We start from the raw sequence: 16,005 nt of genomic DNA on the forward strand, positions 1-16,005 counted from the left end.
GCGGCCGGCGATGACGACGGGCTGGAAGACGTTGGGGATGGCGGCGGAGGCGCGGACGGCTTGTCCGGCGTTGCCCCTGTTGAAGGCGACGGCTTTGCCGGTGGAGAAGTCGGTGGCGACGGCGGCGAATTTAATCGGGAATTGCTGGATGGGGCGGTTGCCGACTTTGTAGTTGATGTAGTTTTGCAGTTTTTCGCCTTTGATGAAGCCGCTGGTGGAGAGGGTGAGGTCGACGAGGTCGGTTTTGCCGAGGATTTCGGCTTCGAGTTCCATGCGGTCGGGCGACATGCCGCTGGCGTACATGCTGCCGACTATCGCGCCCGCGCTGGTGCCGGTAACGACTTTGACGGGGATGTTGTGTTGTTTGAGGACTTTGAGGATGCCGATGTGGGCGAAGCCTTTGGATGCGCCGCCGCCCAGTGCGATGGCGACGACGGCCTGCGGTTTTTGGCGGGTAACCGTGGGTTGGCTGCCGCCGGGCTGGGTGCTGCTCGGGCAGGCGGTGAGCAGGAGGGCGCACAGGGCGGTCAGGGCGGTACGGCGGGTGTATTTCTGCATGTTTTTTCCTTCGGGTGGGTTGTTGCTTGATGGAACGGGCTGCGCGGGTGTTTCAGACGGCCTCTTTCGGTTGGCGGCCGTCTGAAAAGGCGGCTGTTCAGGTTTTTCTCGGGAAGAAGTGTACTTCGTTTTCGCCCGCAGGCAGGATTTTTTTCTTGACGGCGTGGCCGAAGACGGTTTCGAGTGTCAGTTCGGGCGGGGTTTGCCGCTGCCACAGTCCGGCAATGGCGGTGCGGGCGGCGGCCGAGTCGTCGAAGTCCAGCGCGTGCCAGAGGCCGAGGGTATCCATGTCTTGCAGGAAGGTGTCGGCGGTGCGGTATTCCAATTTCAGGCGGGCGGTGTCGGTTACGGGGTCGTAGAAGCCGCTGTCGGCCAGCATGTCGCCCAGGTCGTGCATGTCGATGAGGGCGGGCCGGCGGGCGGCGATGCCTTGTTGCGCCAAGGTGTCGGTCAGTTCGAGCAGGGTGTCGCGGCCGAAGTGGGTAAAGAAGAGCAGGCCGTCGGTTTGCAGTGCGCCCGCCCAGCTTGCGAAAACGGCCACGGGATTGTGTTCGGTGGCGAGGCCGAGGTTACTCCACAGCATGTCTGCCGAGGCTTCGGGCAGGGGGGCGGAGAGGGCTTGGCAGTGTTGGGGGACGGTTTTTCCCGCCAGTTTGGACAGCAGGCTGCCGCCGCGTTTGTCGGCCGCGTCGCGCAGGCATTCGGGGCGGGGGTCGTATTCGGCAAAGGCCGCTTTGGGGTAGCGGGCGGCAAGCAGGCGGCGGCTGTTGTCGCCGTCGGCACCGGCCAGGAGGATGCGGCGGGGGACGGTTTTGACGATTTGCAGCCGTTGGTCGGCCTGTTCGGCAAGGTGGCGGTGGATTTGCCAGCGGTCGTTGGTCATGCGGGATTCTCCTTTAATGTGCGGCGGGCGGTTTGTCCGATTATGACTTCAAATACAGTAAATTCAAATGAGGATGCCCCATATCGTCATGCCCGCGCAGGCGGAAACCCGAACCGTCGGATAACCGCTCTTTCCTATCCATTCCTGAAAACGCAAACTCTGGATTCCCGCCTGAGCGGGCATGACGATGGCGGGTATTTTTTATTTTAATTCACGATAAAACCCGCCATACCGCCGTTGATTTGCATAAACTTTGTGCCGCCGAAGCGGCGTTTCAGACGGCCTGATCCGTCGGCCCGTTCAGCCACGGGTAGCGGGCGGGCAGGCGTTGTTCGGCGAAACGGCGCACGGAACGGGCGAATAGGTTTGAGATGCGGCGTGCGGTTTCATCGTTCAGGGCGGCGGTGCGGCGGTCGGCTTGGTCGAGCAGTTGCAGAGCGCGGCTTCTTTCCTGCCGCATCCAATCGCGGAAGGCCGCATCGGCACTCAGGGCGGCGGGGTCGTGCCGTTTTTCAGACGGCCATCCTGCCTGCCGCCAGAGTTCGGACGGAATATTGACGATGCCCGCGCGCAGGTCTTCGGGCAGGTCGCGCATGGTGGAACACCAGCCCAAGGCATCGACCAGTTTGGGCAGGTCGCGGCCGCGCACGGATGAACCCAAGGCGGCCAAAAGCAGGTCGAGGGAGCGGGTGAAGGTGCGGCGGTGCTGGGCGGCGATTCTGTGTCCGTTTACGACCTTATAGTTTTTGCTGTCTTGAGCAAGCTTTTCTAGAATTTGCCAGTTGTAAACGTGCAGGTAGTCGGTATCGTTGCGGCTCATACCGGCTTCCATCGGAGGCAGACCCTTTTCGATGCCGCCCGTGTACATTTCGGAGTTAAAGCTGTTGGTAAACGCCCAGCCGAAGCTCTCGCCCTTACCTGCGTCACTTAGATCTTGCATATATGGAGGAAGCTCTAGAGAAAAGGATTTATTTACGTCGATTTTGCCTTTATCGTAGTCAAATTTCCATAGCGTTACCGCACCGCGATAAACCGCCTGATACTCCTCGATCGGGTGCCAGTCGTTATCGAAAGGGGCTGCGTATTGGCTGGTTTCGATGACGTATTCGGTATTAGGCGTTACGAAAGAGCCGCCGTGATCGCTTTTGATTACGGGATTTACGACTATTTGAGTAGTCTCGAAATCGGATAAATTTATAACCGCGATTCTTGGGTTCGCCTTATCGTTGATAAAGAGATAATCGCCCACATACTCGCCGTTTTTTTCGCTGAAATTTGGGTGGTGAGTGTCGCCCCAGTTGATCTCTTTGCCGTTAATGGAGCCCGATCTTAAGACCGCCTTGCTCTCCTCGTCAAAGCCGTATCCCTGCCAAGGCTCCGGGGTAAATACGCCGATATATTTGTAGATCCTCATCGACGGCACGCCGTAAACGAGCACCTGTCCGCTTTGACCGCCGGAAGAGAACACCATATAATCGTCCTTCCGACCGGTCGGCTGATAGGTCTTAGCCGCCGCCAAAACGTCTTTTTCGCTTAAATTTCGTTCTTTCATCACGCGCTCTAAGTCGCTATCTGTGGCACACAGGGCGCTTGCGGCGAACAAAACCGAGCCCAAAAGCACGGGTTTGAAACTTTTTAACATACTAATCCTTTCTTAGAATTTTAAAATTTTACCTGATTTGCTGACTACGAGGATCGCTTCCCCGTCTGCGTACATCGCTAAAAATTCGCTTTTTAAATCCACAACCTCCTTTAATCCTACTTTTTGATTTTCGTAAATTTTATCTTTAGTAGCGATAAACTGCGTGCCGCGGGCGCACACGATGGATTTGATCCAAGAGCCCACGCTTTTGCGCTCGCCGCTTTTTAAATTTATAAAATTCCCCTCTATATCGCCTGCAAATAGCGTCCCGTCGCAGTCTGCAAGCGCAGTGGCTATAGAGCCGCTTAAATTTTTATCGCCAGCTTCGGCTGAAATTTCGCTTTGAGTTTTAAGCCCCTCGTCTTGAAATTTTGCGCCTTTGAATTCTGAGCCTTGAAATTCCGCGCTCTTTGCGCCGCCAGCTTTCGTTTCGTTTGGCTCGGAGGCTTGCACGATTCTCGTGCTATTAAATTCCGCATCCTTAAATTTCACGCCACCAAGCTCTCCCTGCGCGGCGCGATTAGGCGCTGCATCGATGCCGCTAAATTTAGTCGCGACAAGATCTGCGCTAAAACAGGCTACGCCGTTCCAGCTTGCGACGCAAAGTCCGTTAGCGCCCAGGCTGACGGCATTGATCCTGCCATAATGAAACGAAATTCCGCGCAGCCCGTCGGAGGCGGAATTTCTATTTAAAGATTGCCCGTTCGCGGTGGAATTCTCACCTGGGGCGTAGCCGCCATCCGCGCTGTTATCAGGGTCTTCGTCTAATCTTATTAGTTGATTCTTATCCACTACCGCGTAAATCGCGTCTTTTGTGGCATAGATCGCATCTATTTGGGCTGTGCCGCTACGTCCCGTCTTAAGCGTGCGTAAAAACTTTAGTCTATCGTTTAGTACCGCGATTTCGGCTCCGCCCCAAGCTAGATAAATTTTGCCGTTTTTAAAATTTAAAGCCGTAATTTCGTTATCGCTGTATTTTTGCGCGAACTCCACATCCCATTTAGCAGTATCAAACATCCTAAGCTCGCCGCCACTGTCGCATAAAAGCAGTCGGTGCGAGCTTACGTCGAATGCGCCCAAACGCAGCGTGGCATTTAGATCAAAGCTACCAGCTGTTGCCATCTGTGATAAACAAATCAAAAAGGCAATACAAAATTTTATAAAATTCATCTTAATCCGCTCTTTGTGAAATGATACTACTCCAAGGCTTAAAAATCGGTTTAAAGCTTGAGCTATAATGGAATTCTAAGTTTTCTTAAAAGTTGCGAAATTTTATGATGTAAAAACAGCTCTAAGTGAAATTTTATTTTTCACATTTCGCTATAAATTCTGCTTTAAAATTATAATTTCAGTAAATTTTTATTTTGATAGATTTTTACAATTCGTAACGCTCCTTTAATTTTGTTTAAATAAAAAGTTAGTATAATCGCCAAAGTTTGTTTTAAATTTTACTGAAGGAGAAACTATGGAGTTTCTGACAAGTTTGTCTGAAAGCACTCAATTCTTTTTGCAGCTCATTATAGTCTTGGGCTGTTTGTTTTATGGTGCTAAAAAAGGCGGTATGGCGCTGGGAATTCTAGGCGGTATAGGCTTAGTGATCTTAGTGTTTGGATTTAGATTAGAGCCGGGTAAGCCGGCAGTGGACGTTATTTTAACTATCCTCGCAGTTGTCGTAGCAAGTGCAACGCTACAGGCTACGGGAGGGCTTGATGTAATGCTTCAAATAGCGGAGAAATTGCTTCGTAAGCATCCAAAGATGGTTTGTATCATCGCTCCAACTGTTGCGTGGACGCTTACAATCTTATGCGGAACGGGACACACCGTCTATACGCTGCTTCCGATCATCTATGACGTAGCTATTAAAAATGGGATTCGTCCTGAGCGCCCGATGGCTGCTTCTACGATCTCCTCGCAGCTTGCTATCATCGCTAGCCCCGTTTCGGTTGCCGGCGTTTCGATGGTCGCGATCTTACTAGGTCAAGGCGTGCATATCGAGGGCTTTAGTACGTATTTGGATCTACTTAAATTAACAATCCCTTCTACTTTCATCGGTATGCTTGCGATCGGAACGTGGTCGATTTTTAGAGGTAAAGATCTAGATAAAGATCCGGAATTTCAAGAAAAGATCAAAGATCCAGAGCAGAAAAAATATATCTACGGCGAAAGCACGACATTGTTAGGTCAAAAGCTTCCTAGGATTAAGTGGGTTTGCATGTGGATATTCTTAGCCACTATTGCGCTAGTAGCGGTTTTAGGTTACGAGAAAAGCTTGCGTCCTGCGTGGACTAAAAATGTACCGGGCAAATCCGTAGAGATCATCGTCGATAAAAAAACGGTCAAAAATATCACGATCAAAGATGGTCAGGTCATCTCCATGGTGGACGGCGGTAAGGTCGTCTCAAACGTCAAAGAGTCTAAAGCCAAAGATGCGACTAAATTTAATAGCGTCGAAATTTACGACAAAGATAAAAAGCTAGCTCAAAGCATCGTCTCTCAAGACGGAAACGTCGTCATCACGACAGGCGATAAGAGCGAGAGCATCGCAAACGCAAGCATTGTCGTAAAAGATACGATGAAAAAGACCACAAATTTAAATATGGTCTTAACCATTCAAATTTTCATGCTTCTTGCAGCATCCATTATGATGATTGTCTCGGGTATCAAAGCGGGCAATATCGCTAAAAATGAAATTTTTCATAGCGGTATGATCGCGCTTGTAGCCATTTATGGAATTTCATGGATGGCAGAGACTATGTTTACCGCTCATATCGAAATGCTAAAAGCGTCGCTAGGTAAGGTCGTTATGGCGTATCCGTGGACGTATGTCATCGTTTCGCTTTTGATTAGTAAATTCCTTAACTCTCAAGCAGCAGCAGTTGCTACTTTCGTACCGCTAGCGGTTAGCATCGGTATTGATCCGGGCCTTATTATTGCATTTGCACCGGCTTGCTACGGATACTATATCCTACCTACCTATCCGAGCGATCTTGCGGCGATCCAGTTCGACCGCTCCGGCACTACGCACATTGGTAAATTCGTCATCAACCACAGCTTCATTTTTCCTGGGCTAATAGGCGTTCTTACTTCATGCGCGATGGGCTTTATCTTCGCTCATATTTACGGCTATTTATAATAGTTGCGCTCGCGGGCATATGGCTCGCGAGCTTTAAATTTCAAATCCCAGCGGCTTTTAAAATTTTTAAATTCTAAAGCTTTCTAAATTCCGTTCATAACCCGCGCAAGGCTAAATCGTTTTAAATAAAATTTACGTTATAATCCCGCCAAATTCCACACAGGAGGCAGATATGCAAATCCCTATCGCATATGGCAAAGACGACCATCTAAATCTAGAGATAAACGAGAAAAATTTGCTCGGCGTTTTTGATCCAAACCCCGTGGCTAAATTTGACGAAACGGCGCTCATCGCAAAGGCTCTGGCAAATCCGATAAATCAAAAAAGCTTTGACGAGTTTATAGCGGGCGAGCAAAAGATCGTAATCATCGTAAATGACGGCACGAGACCTACGCCGACGGCAAAAATTTTAAAGCAAATTTACCCGAAAATTCGCGAGAAAAATAAAATTTTCATCATCGCCACGGGCTGCCATAGAGAGGGCACGCAGGAAGAATACGAGATGATCTTCGGCAAAGAAATTTACGCCGAGCTTAACGCCAAAAACGAAGTTCACGATCACGACTCCAAGCATGACGAGATGGTATTTTTAGGCGAGAGCAAAAACGGCACGCAGATGTATCTAAACAAAATCGTAGCAGAAGCCAAAAAAGTAATCGTCATCGGCTCGGTCGAGCCGCACTATTTCGCGGGCTACACGGGCGGTAGAAAGGCCTTTTTGCCGGGCACCGCGTCGTACGAGAGCATCACGCAAAATCACAAGCTCGCCCTAAGCTCCGACGCGCAGGCGCTGCGCCTAGAGGGCAACCCCGTGCACGAGGATATGATCGATGCGATGAAGGTGCTAGCGCACATCGACGTTTTTTCGATCCAGACGGTGCTTGATAGCGAGCACGGCGTGTATTATGCGAGCGCTGGACACCTAAACGACAGCTTTTACGACTGTGTGAAAAAGGCCGACGAGGTCTTTTGCGTAAATATCCCGCGCAAGGCCGATATCGTGATCTCGGTCGCGCCCTATCCGATGGACGTCGATCTCTACCAAGCGCAAAAAGCCCTAGATAACGGCAAACTAGCACTTGCGCAGGACGGAATTTTAATAATGGTCGCAAAGTGCCGCACCGGCATCGGACCAAAGCCGTTTTTTGATCTGATGGCCTCCGCAGACACGCCTAAAAAGGTGCTCGAAAAGATTAGCGCCGGCTTTAAGCTCGGCTATCACAAGGCCGCTAAAATGGCTGAAATATCGCTCTGGGCGCAGACTTGGGCGGTGAGCGATCTAAGTGATGATGAGATGCGCGCCGTGCATCTAAAACCGTATCACGATCTGCAAAAGGCTGTGGACGACGCGCTCGCGCAAAAGGGCGCGGACGCTAAAATCATCATCCTGCCGTTTGGCTCGATGACGGTGCCTAAGGCGTAATTTTGGCTAAAATTTTATATTACGACGCGAGCTGCGGCATCAGCGGCGATATGAACTTGGCCGCGCTGGTGGGGCTTGGCGTGGATTTTGGTTATCTTTGCGCCGAGCTAGAGAAGTTAAATTTAGACGGCGAATTTAAGCTGGAGCGCAAAAATGTGCTAAAAAACGGCATCGCCGCTACTAAAATCGACGTCGTGCCGCTAAAATCCAAGCCTCACGCCAGAAGCTACGCGGGTATCAGGCAAATTTTAGAGAGTTCAAATTTAAGCCGGAACTGCAAGCAAAGAGCGGGCGCGATATTTCGCACGATCGCGCAGGCCGAAGCCAAAGTGCACGGCACAGACGTAGAGCAGGTGCATTTCCACGAGCTCGGCGCGATAGATAGTATCGCGGACATCGCGGGCGCGGCGATCTGTCTTGAATATCTTTTTGAAAAACTCGGCGTCTCGCGCGTGCTAAGCTCCAAAATCGAGCTCGGCGGCGGCGTAGCGATCTGCGATCACGGCGCGCTTAGCGTGCCTGCGCCAGCCGTTTGCGAAATTTTAAAAGGCGTGCCCGTAAGCCTAGGACGCGTAAATTTCGAGATGACTACGCCCACGGGAGCGGCGATCTTAAAGGCCTGCGCGGACGAGTTTACGGACGGCGCGAGCTTTAAAATCGAAAAGATCGGCTACGGCGCTGGCGGCAAAGACGCAGCGGACTTTGCAAACGTGCTTCGAGCGATGATCTGTGAGGCGGACGAGGATTTAGACGATCAAAATTTAGCCGCGCGCCCTGGCTACGGCGAGGTTTGCAAGCAGATTTTAATCTCCACGAACATCGACGATATGGACGCCGAGAGCTTCGCGCTTGCGTGCGAAATTTTGCGAGATAGCGGCGCGCTGGACGTGTTTAGCCGCTCTATTTTTATGAAAAAGGGGCGCATGGGTTTTGAGCTAAACGCGCTGTGCCGCAAGCAGGACGCGCAAAATTTAAAGGATCTGATATTTACGCACACGACGGCGATCGGCGTTCGCGAGATAGAGGTTGCTAAAACCGAGCTAAAGCGCGACTTTGCGCGGGTGCAGACGAAATTCGGCGAGATAGGGCTTAAGATTTCTGGCACCTGCCAAACGCAAAAAATAAAGCCCGAATTTGAAGACTGCAAGGCCGCGGCGCTCGCGCACGACACGACGATCGAGCGGGTGCGAAAAGAGGCGCTAAAAATCTATGACGAAACTAGAAAAACTAAAGGCTGATCTGCGCGGGCTGGGCGAACTCGCGGTCGCATTTAGCGGCGGCGCGGACAGCTCGCTGCTGCTGCGTGCGGCGCACGACGCGCTGGGTGCACGAGCGATCGGCATAACGATAAGATCGCCCTACATGTCCTCGCGTGAGATCGCCGAAGCCGTGGAATTTGCTAGATTTTACGGCATCCGCCACGAAATTTTAGAACTAGGCGTCGCAGAGGGGATCAAAAATAACCCCGAAAACCGCTGCTATCTGTGCAAAAAGGCGGTGTTTTCGCGCCTAATCGAGCGCGCCCGTGAGCTTGGTTTTAGCCGCGTCGCAGACGGCACGAACCGAGACGATCTGGGCGAACACCGCCCGGGGCTAAAAGCAAAAGAGGAGCTGGGCGTGCTCTCGCCGCTGATAAATTTAACCAAATCAGATATCCGCGAGCTATCGCGCGAGCTGGGCTTACCCACCGCCGAAAAGCCCGGCTACGCGTGCTTGCTAACGCGCCTGCCGCACGGGCGCGAGATCGATGAGAGCGAGCTAAATTTGATCGAAGCTGCGGAAAATCTACTCATCGCAAGCGGTTACACAAACGTCCGCGCGCGATGCGACCGAAAAAATATAAAGCTGCAAATGCCCTTTTCTAGCATGCGGGACTTCCTAAACGACGCGAAATTTAAAAGCGTCGTTAGGCGGCTCACGATGCTGGGCGCAGCGGATGTGACGCTTGATCTAAAGGGGCTTAGAGAGGATGTTTTGTATGAGAGAGGATGAAATTTTAGAGCTTTTCGCGGGGGTAAAAAGCGGCCGCGTGAGCGAGCAAGAGGCGCTAAAATACCTGAAAAACTACCCCTATGAGGACGTGGGCTGCGCCAAGATCGACACTCAGCGCGCATTGCGAAACGGCGCAGGCGAGGTGATCTACGGCGAGGGCAAGACCGATGATGAAATTTTACGTATCGCTGGTGCGATCGGCGCGAGAGGGCAAAATATCCTGATCACGCGCACGAACGAGCGGGTTTTTGGGCTGGTGCGCGAGGCGTTACCGCAGGCGGAGTTTAACGCTCGCGGCCGCGTCATCAGCGTCAAATTTAAAGAGCCCGCGCTCACGCAAAGCTACATCGCGATAGTCTCTGCCGGCACCGCCGACGGCGCGGTCGTGGAGGAGGCGTACGAGACGGCGAGATTTCTAGGCAACGACGTGCGCAAATTTAGCGACGTGGGCGTGGCTGGGCTGCACAGGCTGATCGCAAATTTAGAGCAGATACGTGGCGCAAAGGTCGTGATCGCAGTGGCGGGCATGGAGGGTGCGCTAGCTAGCGTGCTAGCAGGCCTTGTGAGCGTGCCGGTGATCGCAGTGCCCACCAGCGTGGGACACGGAGCGAGCTTTGGCGGGCTGGCGGCGCTGTTAGCGATGCTAAACAGCTGCGCAAACGGCGTGAGCGTCGTAAATATCGACAACGGATTCGGCGCCGCGTATAACGCGAGCCTGGTAAATCATCTCTAAATTTTAAATAGAATTTGTAAGGGGTAAAATTGAGAGAGGATACGAAAAAAAGCAGTACTTCCGCCTACGGACGCATCTAGAAGTGAGTATTGTTGGGATGCTAGAATGAACTGGGCGATGATGGGTATTGCTATTTTAGCATTTGAAATTTTTATCGCAATTTACGTCAAAAGCGGCTTCATACGCTACTATCTAGGCGATGTGCTAGCCGCAGCGATGCTTTATGCATTTGGGCGAGCCGCGTTCAGACTACCGCCTAAAGCTTTAGCGCTCGCGGTCTTTGCTCTCTCGCTAGTTATCGAAATCGCACAATATTTTAAAGTGCTTGAAATTTTAGGCGTCCAAAATTCTATATTGCGGATAATTTTTGGTGGAACATTCGATTGGACGGACATCATCTGCTACGCGATAGGCTGTGTTTTAGCTTACGTATCTGAAAGTATCATTTATGATAAGGCGCGACTATGGAGGCGTAAAAGGTTGCCTAAAAATTTTAATGAAATTTTGCAAAGCGGCGATGAAGAAAAGATCAAAGCGGTATTTCAAGCCCTCGATATAAATGCGACTGACAAAGACGGCAACACGATACTTCATATGCTACATGCGGACAAAGATATCAAGAAAAAAGACCCAAACTCACCCTATGTGTATATGGGCGCAAATTTAATCGAATGGATCATCATGCAAGGCGGCGACATAAACGCTAAAAATAAAAAGGGCGAGACGCCCCTTAGAAATTTTATGTGGTATGTATATAAAAATTTACAACCGTATCAAAAGTTAATAATCGTAGGCAATCAAGGTTATGCTTCTTCGGTATATGTAGAACAAGTAAATGAAGTCGTTAATATCGATTTTGGAATAATGTATAACTATATATACAATCTTCTACCTAAAAAATCGCAAATTTATATTTGGCGGCGCTTCGGCAAAAAATTAGAATATCTATATGTGCCCGAGTATCCAACGGATATGGAAAAATACGATCCGCAAGAATACAGTAAATTTACCTATGATTTTTGGATGAAATTCTTAAGGCAAAAAGATAGCGTGCAGTATAAAATGATACATGCGGTTACTAATTTATATTGGCATTGGGACTATAACGGGGAATACGGAAGTTGGATTTTATGGGATGACGATTATACCGATGAAGCTGCCGTCGAAATCAAAAAATATTTTAAGCTAGGCAATAGGCTAGATGAGCTAAATGACGACGTGCTTGATAAGATGTTTTATAATTTAAGGAAAAGCTGGCATGCCGAAGATGTAGGTAAGCTTAGATACCTGTTCGTGCTTTGGCTGCTTAAAAACCCCGAGCCGTTTTTCGAGGATGAAATTTAAAAGGAGAAGCGATGGATAAACAAAAAGCCGTTCAAAAGATGACCGAGGTTATGGCGAAATTCGTCGGCTACACGGGCAAGGTACTGCCCGACGACGTGACGGCGAAGCTAAGCGAGCTCGCCGAGCGCGAGACGCAGCCGTTAGCGAGAGAGATCTACAAAACGATGTTTGAAAACCAGCGCCTAGCTAAGCAGCTAGACCGTCCGTCCTGCCAGGATACGGGCGTGATCCAGCTTTTCGTGCGTTGCGGCGCGAACTTCCCGCTCATCGGCGAGCTTGAGGAGTTACTGCGAGAGGCCGTACTGCGGGCGACACGAGAGGCTCCGTTGCGCCACAACAGCGTCGAGACGTTTGACGAGTACAATACCGGTAAAAACGTCGGCAAGGGCACGCCGAGCGTCTTTTGGGAGATCGTGCCGGATAGCGGCGAGTGCGAGATACACACCTACATGGCGGGCGGCGGCTGTAGCCTGCCCGGCAAGGCAACCGTGCTGATGCCCGGCATGGGCTACGAAGGGGTCGTGAAATTCGTCATGGACATAATGACCAGCTACGGCATAAACGCCTGTCCGCCGCTGCTAGTTGGCGTAGGCGTAGGCACCTCGATCGACGTGGCGTCGCTGCTATCTAAAAAAGCGCTGATGAGGCCGCTTGGCTCGCGTAACCAAAACGAACGCGCCGCGCTAACCGAAAAGCTGCTCGAAGAGGGCATCAATAAAATCGGCCTGGGCCCGCAGGGCATGAGCGGCGCAAGCTCCGTGATGGGCGTGCATATCGAAAACTGCGCCCGCCACCCCAGCGTCATCGCCGTCGCCGTAAACGTGGGCTGCTGGTCGCACCGCAAAGGCCACATCGTCTGGGACGCGGGGCTAAGCTTTGCCGTAAAATCGCACAAGGAGTTCGCGCTATGAGTAAGAAAATTTTAACCACGCCGATCAAGGCCGAGAATCTGGCCGACATCAAAATCGGCGACGTCATATACCTCAGCGGACACATCGTCACCTGCCGCGACGTGCCGCACAGACGCGTCGTAGAGGAGGGCCGCGAGCTACCGCTTGATATCAGAGGCGGCGCGATCCTGCACGCGGGGCCGATCATCAGAAAAACGGGCGAAAAAAGCTTTGAGATGGTTTCGGTCGGACCTACGACTAGCATGCGGATGGAGAAATTTGAGCGCGAATTTATCGCTAAAACGGGCGTGCGCCTCATTGTCGGCAAAGGCGGCATGGGCGAGGGCACGATGAGCGGCTGCAAGGAATTTGGAGCAATACACTGCGTATTTCCTGCGGGCTGCGCGGTGGTCGCCGCGACGCAGGTTGAGCAGATCGAGAGCGCGGACTGGACGGAGCTTGGGATGCCTGAGACGCTGTGGAAGTGCCGCGTGAAGGAGTTTGGTCCGCTCATCGTCTCGATCGACGCGCACGGAAACAATCTTTTCGAGCAAAACAAGGTCAAATTTAACGAGAAAAAGGACGCGGCGCTAGCTGAAATTTTACCGCAGGTAGGGTTTATAAAGTAGTTAAAATTTGGTGGCCCCCGCTTTAAATTCTACGTCTTAAATTCTTACGCACTGTCGCTAAATTTTAAAATTTAGCGCTCTAGCGAGGGGCAAATTTTAAGAGCTTTGGGTGGATAGCGCGGATGATCAATAAAGCAGGCAGCGGGGCTAGGCGCGAGATTAAATTTTATCTGCAAATTTAGCTGGTCGCGAGGGATAAATTTTAAAAATTTAGACCCATAGAACTGCCGTTTTAAAGCGCCGACTAAAAGCGCACGCTAATCTCGCCGAAGCTCTTTCGTAAATTTAGCCTACGCGCTATTTTTTCTGCGCGAATTTCACGCTTGCGTAGAGGTGGCTTGCAAGCCCTAGCGTGCCCAGTATCGCGCCCGCTTCTCCTATGTGCCAAAGCCTCCAAACGCGTTGCGCCATTGCCCAAAAGATAGAAATACAACTGCCGCTCGCGCTGCAAGCCATGATAATACGTACTCAACGAAAGCACGTTCACACCAAGCATGTTACCTAGCAGTATGCCCACAACGGGTATAAAATAACGTGCATCGAAGGGATTATACAAGCGCAACACCACGAAAAGGGCATACATGCACACCACAAAAGCTCCCACGCCTAAACCTACGGCTATGGGCATAAGCATCAGCCGCATGCGCATACGGGTGCGGTTTACTGCCGTTATCGAGGCCACAAGCACCATCAGCACAAACCAAAGCACGTTGATTAACCAGCTGTTGTAGCTGAAAAGAAACTCTAAGTAAAGCCCAATAAGCGACATCTGCACCACCATACGCACCGTAGAGATGATGGTAGAGCGAATAAGAGGGACTTTGAAATAATGGAAGAAGTAAAGCGGAACAAGCACCAAGAGCAATGTCAAGAGCATTCCGATGATGGATATATTCATTTTATAAAGCCGTGTTTGGGGTTACTGATTGTTTAGTTTAAGCATCAAGGTTTTATCGCATTGCCCTGCAAAGGTCCTATCGTGGCTCACGGCGATGATAGCCGCCCCTCGTTTGGCCAAGCTTTGCAGATAGCCCGCAACAAGCAATGCGCTGTCAACGTCTAAGGCCGATGTTGGTTCGTCTACCAGCAACACTTTCTTGTCTAACAATCCGGCCATCGAGAGCATAATGCGCTGCCGTTCGCCTCCGCTCACTTCGGCCATCCGCTTATCGTATAAGGTTTCGTCCAATCGCAGTCGCACCCATTGGTCCATCAGCGCCTCCTTAGAAAATCGTTTGTCGCGATTTACCCGTAGCTGGTAGGGCAAAGCCACAAGCTCGGCCACGGTGTTGCAAGGCAGGTTCACTTCTTGTGGCACATAGGCCATCACACTGCGCATATACTCCGCAGAGAGGGGCGTTAGTTCTGTTCCGCCAATGCTAACCGAACCCTCGTCAAGGGGCTGAAACCCCAATATACATCGCAAGAGCGTTGTTTTTCCGCATCCCGACTCGCCCATCACGCAAAGCATCTCGCCCCCACTAACCACAAACGAAAGGTTGTGGAACAGGCTTTTACTCTCTAACGCAAGACTGGCGTCTTTCATTTCTACCGTCATACTATATAATATAATGTGTTATGGTGCGAAGGTTAGGCAAAGTGCGCATACACACACAAGGTTATGCGCCGGTATGGCCAGGCACGGTTCGCGCCAAGTGTTCTTTAAGTTTAATAAAGTAATGAATTGTCTACAAAAATACAAAGAAAAGTTCACAAACGTGTCGTTTGTTGGCTTTTTACGCTATCTTTGCAATGAAAACGAAGGAGAAAGATAAATATGGCAACATCCAACAACATCGACATAAAGCTTTACTTACCTGCCGAGTGGCACGAGCAAAGCGGCGTGCAGCTTACTTGGCCGCACGCAAAAACCGACTGGGCACCCATTTTGCCCGACATAACCAAGGTGTTTGTGGAGCTTACACGAGCCATAGCCAAACACGAAAAGGTGCTTATCGTGGCTCCCGACACCGATGAGGTGAAGGCAACGCTTATGCGAAACTTAGGCCTAGAACGCCTGCGTAACGTACTGTTTCACCAATGCGAAACCAATGACACATGGGCCAGAGACCATGCCGCCATAACGCTTACGGGCAACAACACCAACAATGGGTTTAAAGTACAGAACACGCTGCTGGACTTTAAGTTTAACGGATGGGGCGAAAAGTTTGCTGCCGACAAAGACAACGCCATTACCCAAAGCCTATATCACGAGGGAATGCTTAACGGAACGCTTGAAAGCCACAACGACTTTGTTCTTGAAGGCGGCGCCATAGAAAGCGACGGAAAGGGAACGGTGTTCACAACATCGCAATGCCTGCTGGCCCCGCATCGCAACCAACCTATGACAAAAGACGACATTGAACAACGGCTGAAAGAGGCGTTGAGGGCCGAACATGTGGTGTGGCTTGACCATGGGAACCTTGTTGGCGACGATACAGACGGACATATCGACACCATTGTGCGCACAGCACCCGAAAATACGCTGTTATATGTGGGATGCGACGACAGCCACGATGAACAATACGAGGATTTTTTGGCCTTAGAACACCAGCTAATGAGCCTCCGCACATCAACAGGCATGCCCTATCGACTGCTGCGCCTGCCCATGCCCGACGCCATTTACGACGAGGGCGAACGTCTGCCTGCCACCTATGCCAACTTCCTCATCATCAACGGAGCCGTTATTTGCCCCACTTACGCACAACCCGAAAAGGACAAACAGGCGCTGAAAGAAGAGCGCTACAGCTTCGTCATCTCCGACATCCGCCTGCCCGA

At 51.1% G+C, this 16,005-nt stretch carries 15 protein-coding genes and 1 pseudogene; 9 read left to right on the plus strand and 7 right to left on the minus strand.

Going from position 1 to position 16,005, the window contains the following annotated elements:
* From Q0277_RS08235 to Q0277_RS08255, 5 genes and pseudogenes are all read right to left on the minus strand, one after another.
* On the minus strand, positions 1 to 558 hold a 558-nt coding region (locus Q0277_RS08235), incomplete at its 3' end, for a patatin-like phospholipase family protein (protein ID WP_297997168.1).
* Positions 559 to 655: 97 nt separating this feature from the next.
* Complete coding sequence (locus Q0277_RS08240; protein ID WP_297997170.1) at positions 656 to 1,441, minus strand: methyltransferase domain-containing protein; 786 nt, start codon at positions 1,439 to 1,441, stop codon at positions 656 to 658.
* 274 nt (positions 1,442 to 1,715) lie between these two features.
* Entirely contained in the window at positions 1,716 to 2,090 is a 375-nt protein-coding gene (locus Q0277_RS08245; protein ID WP_297997191.1) for a squalene/phytoene synthase family protein, read from the minus strand.
* A 66-nt stretch (positions 2,091 to 2,156) separates the two neighbouring features.
* Positions 2,157 to 3,083, minus strand: a pseudogene (locus Q0277_RS08250) (cytochrome C); the annotation flags it as partial.
* Between the two features lie 12 nt (positions 3,084 to 3,095).
* Positions 3,096 to 4,253: a hypothetical protein gene (locus Q0277_RS08255; protein ID WP_297997172.1), complete on the minus strand. Its 1,158-nt coding sequence runs from the start codon at positions 4,251 to 4,253 to the stop codon at positions 3,096 to 3,098.
* Positions 4,254 to 4,548: 295 nt separating this feature from the next.
* Here Q0277_RS08255 and Q0277_RS08260 point away from each other — a divergent pair, with 295 nt between their 5' ends.
* The 8 genes from Q0277_RS08260 (at position 4,549) to ttdB (ending at position 13,227) form a co-directional block, all read left to right on the plus strand.
* Positions 4,549 to 6,216 (plus strand): anaerobic C4-dicarboxylate transporter, encoded by a 1,668-nt coding sequence (locus Q0277_RS08260; RefSeq protein WP_297997173.1) that lies wholly within the window; start codon positions 4,549 to 4,551, stop codon positions 6,214 to 6,216.
* Between the two features lie 172 nt (positions 6,217 to 6,388).
* On the plus strand, positions 6,389 to 7,639 hold the full coding sequence (gene larA / locus Q0277_RS08265) for a nickel-dependent lactate racemase (RefSeq protein ID WP_297997175.1): 1,251 nt from the start codon (positions 6,389 to 6,391) through the stop codon (positions 7,637 to 7,639).
* A 2-nt stretch (positions 7,640 to 7,641) separates the two neighbouring features.
* A complete protein-coding gene (larC, locus tag Q0277_RS08270; RefSeq protein ID WP_297997177.1) occupies positions 7,642 to 8,877 on the plus strand; it encodes a nickel pincer cofactor biosynthesis protein LarC in 1,236 nt (411 codons plus the stop codon).
* Entirely contained in the window at positions 8,849 to 9,631 is a 783-nt protein-coding gene (gene larE, locus Q0277_RS08275; RefSeq protein WP_297997179.1) for an ATP-dependent sacrificial sulfur transferase LarE, read from the plus strand. The genes larC and larE overlap by 29 nt, the downstream gene beginning before the upstream one ends.
* A complete protein-coding gene (larB, locus tag Q0277_RS08280) occupies positions 9,618 to 10,364 on the plus strand; it encodes a nickel pincer cofactor biosynthesis protein LarB (RefSeq protein WP_297997193.1) in 747 nt (248 codons plus the stop codon). The genes larE and larB overlap by 14 nt, the downstream gene beginning before the upstream one ends.
* A 105-nt stretch (positions 10,365 to 10,469) precedes the next feature.
* Positions 10,470 to 11,708, plus strand: a complete 1,239-nt coding sequence (locus Q0277_RS08285; protein ID WP_297997180.1) for a DUF2809 domain-containing protein — start codon at positions 10,470 to 10,472, stop codon at positions 11,706 to 11,708.
* 11 nt (positions 11,709 to 11,719) lie between these two features.
* Positions 11,720 to 12,619: a L(+)-tartrate dehydratase subunit alpha gene (gene ttdA / locus Q0277_RS08290; RefSeq protein WP_297997182.1), complete on the plus strand. Its 900-nt coding sequence runs from the start codon at positions 11,720 to 11,722 to the stop codon at positions 12,617 to 12,619.
* The gene (gene ttdB, locus Q0277_RS08295) at positions 12,616 to 13,227 is read left to right on the plus strand and encodes a L(+)-tartrate dehydratase subunit beta (RefSeq protein WP_297997183.1); all 612 of its coding nucleotides are present in this window, start codon (positions 12,616 to 12,618) and stop codon (positions 13,225 to 13,227) included. The genes ttdA and ttdB overlap by 4 nt, the downstream gene beginning before the upstream one ends.
* A gap of 244 nt (positions 13,228 to 13,471) precedes the next feature.
* Here ttdB and Q0277_RS08300 read toward each other — a convergent pair whose 3' ends face one another.
* Both Q0277_RS08300 and Q0277_RS08305 read right to left on the minus strand, forming a co-directional pair.
* Positions 13,472 to 14,098 carry an ABC transporter permease gene (locus tag Q0277_RS08300; RefSeq protein WP_297997185.1) on the minus strand — a complete coding sequence of 209 codons (627 nt, stop codon included), beginning with the start codon at positions 14,096 to 14,098 and terminating at the stop codon, positions 13,472 to 13,474.
* Between the two features lie 48 nt (positions 14,099 to 14,146).
* Complete coding sequence (locus Q0277_RS08305; RefSeq protein ID WP_297997187.1) at positions 14,147 to 14,773, minus strand: ABC transporter ATP-binding protein; 627 nt, start codon at positions 14,771 to 14,773, stop codon at positions 14,147 to 14,149.
* A gap of 231 nt (positions 14,774 to 15,004) precedes the next feature.
* On the opposite strand from Q0277_RS08305, the gene Q0277_RS08310 reads away from it, so the two are divergent.
* The coding region (locus tag Q0277_RS08310) for an agmatine deiminase family protein (RefSeq protein WP_297997189.1) at positions 15,005 to 16,005 on the plus strand (1,001 nt) is incomplete at its 3' end.

The sequence above is a fragment of the uncultured Campylobacter sp. genome (genome assembly GCF_938030815.1).
In the GTDB taxonomy this organism is placed as follows: Bacteria; Campylobacterota; Campylobacteria; order Campylobacterales; family Campylobacteraceae; genus Campylobacter_B.

What these genes read in the sequence shown, in the direction of transcription:
- Q0277_RS08240 (WP_297997170.1), bottom strand. Translation starts at nt 1,441, where the DNA reads ATGACCAACGACCGCTGGCAAATCCACCGCCACCTTGCCGAACAGGCC.
- Q0277_RS08305 (WP_297997187.1), bottom strand. Translation starts at nt 14,773, where the DNA reads ATGAAAGACGCCAGTCTTGCGTTAGAGAGTAAAAGCCTGTTCCACAAC.
- larE (WP_297997179.1), top strand. Translation starts at nt 8,849, where the DNA reads ATGACGAAACTAGAAAAACTAAAGGCTGATCTGCGCGGGCTGGGCGAA.
- Q0277_RS08260 (WP_297997173.1), top strand. Translation starts at nt 4,549, where the DNA reads ATGGAGTTTCTGACAAGTTTGTCTGAAAGCACTCAATTCTTTTTGCAG.
- larA (WP_297997175.1), top strand. Translation starts at nt 6,389, where the DNA reads ATGCAAATCCCTATCGCATATGGCAAAGACGACCATCTAAATCTAGAG.
- ttdA (WP_297997182.1), top strand. Translation starts at nt 11,720, where the DNA reads ATGGATAAACAAAAAGCCGTTCAAAAGATGACCGAGGTTATGGCGAAA.
- larB (WP_297997193.1), top strand. Translation starts at nt 9,618, where the DNA reads ATGAGAGAGGATGAAATTTTAGAGCTTTTCGCGGGGGTAAAAAGCGGC.
- Q0277_RS08255 (WP_297997172.1), bottom strand. Translation starts at nt 4,253, where the DNA reads ATGAATTTTATAAAATTTTGTATTGCCTTTTTGATTTGTTTATCACAG.
- Q0277_RS08285 (WP_297997180.1), top strand. Translation starts at nt 10,470, where the DNA reads ATGAACTGGGCGATGATGGGTATTGCTATTTTAGCATTTGAAATTTTT.
- ttdB (WP_297997183.1), top strand. Translation starts at nt 12,616, where the DNA reads ATGAGTAAGAAAATTTTAACCACGCCGATCAAGGCCGAGAATCTGGCC.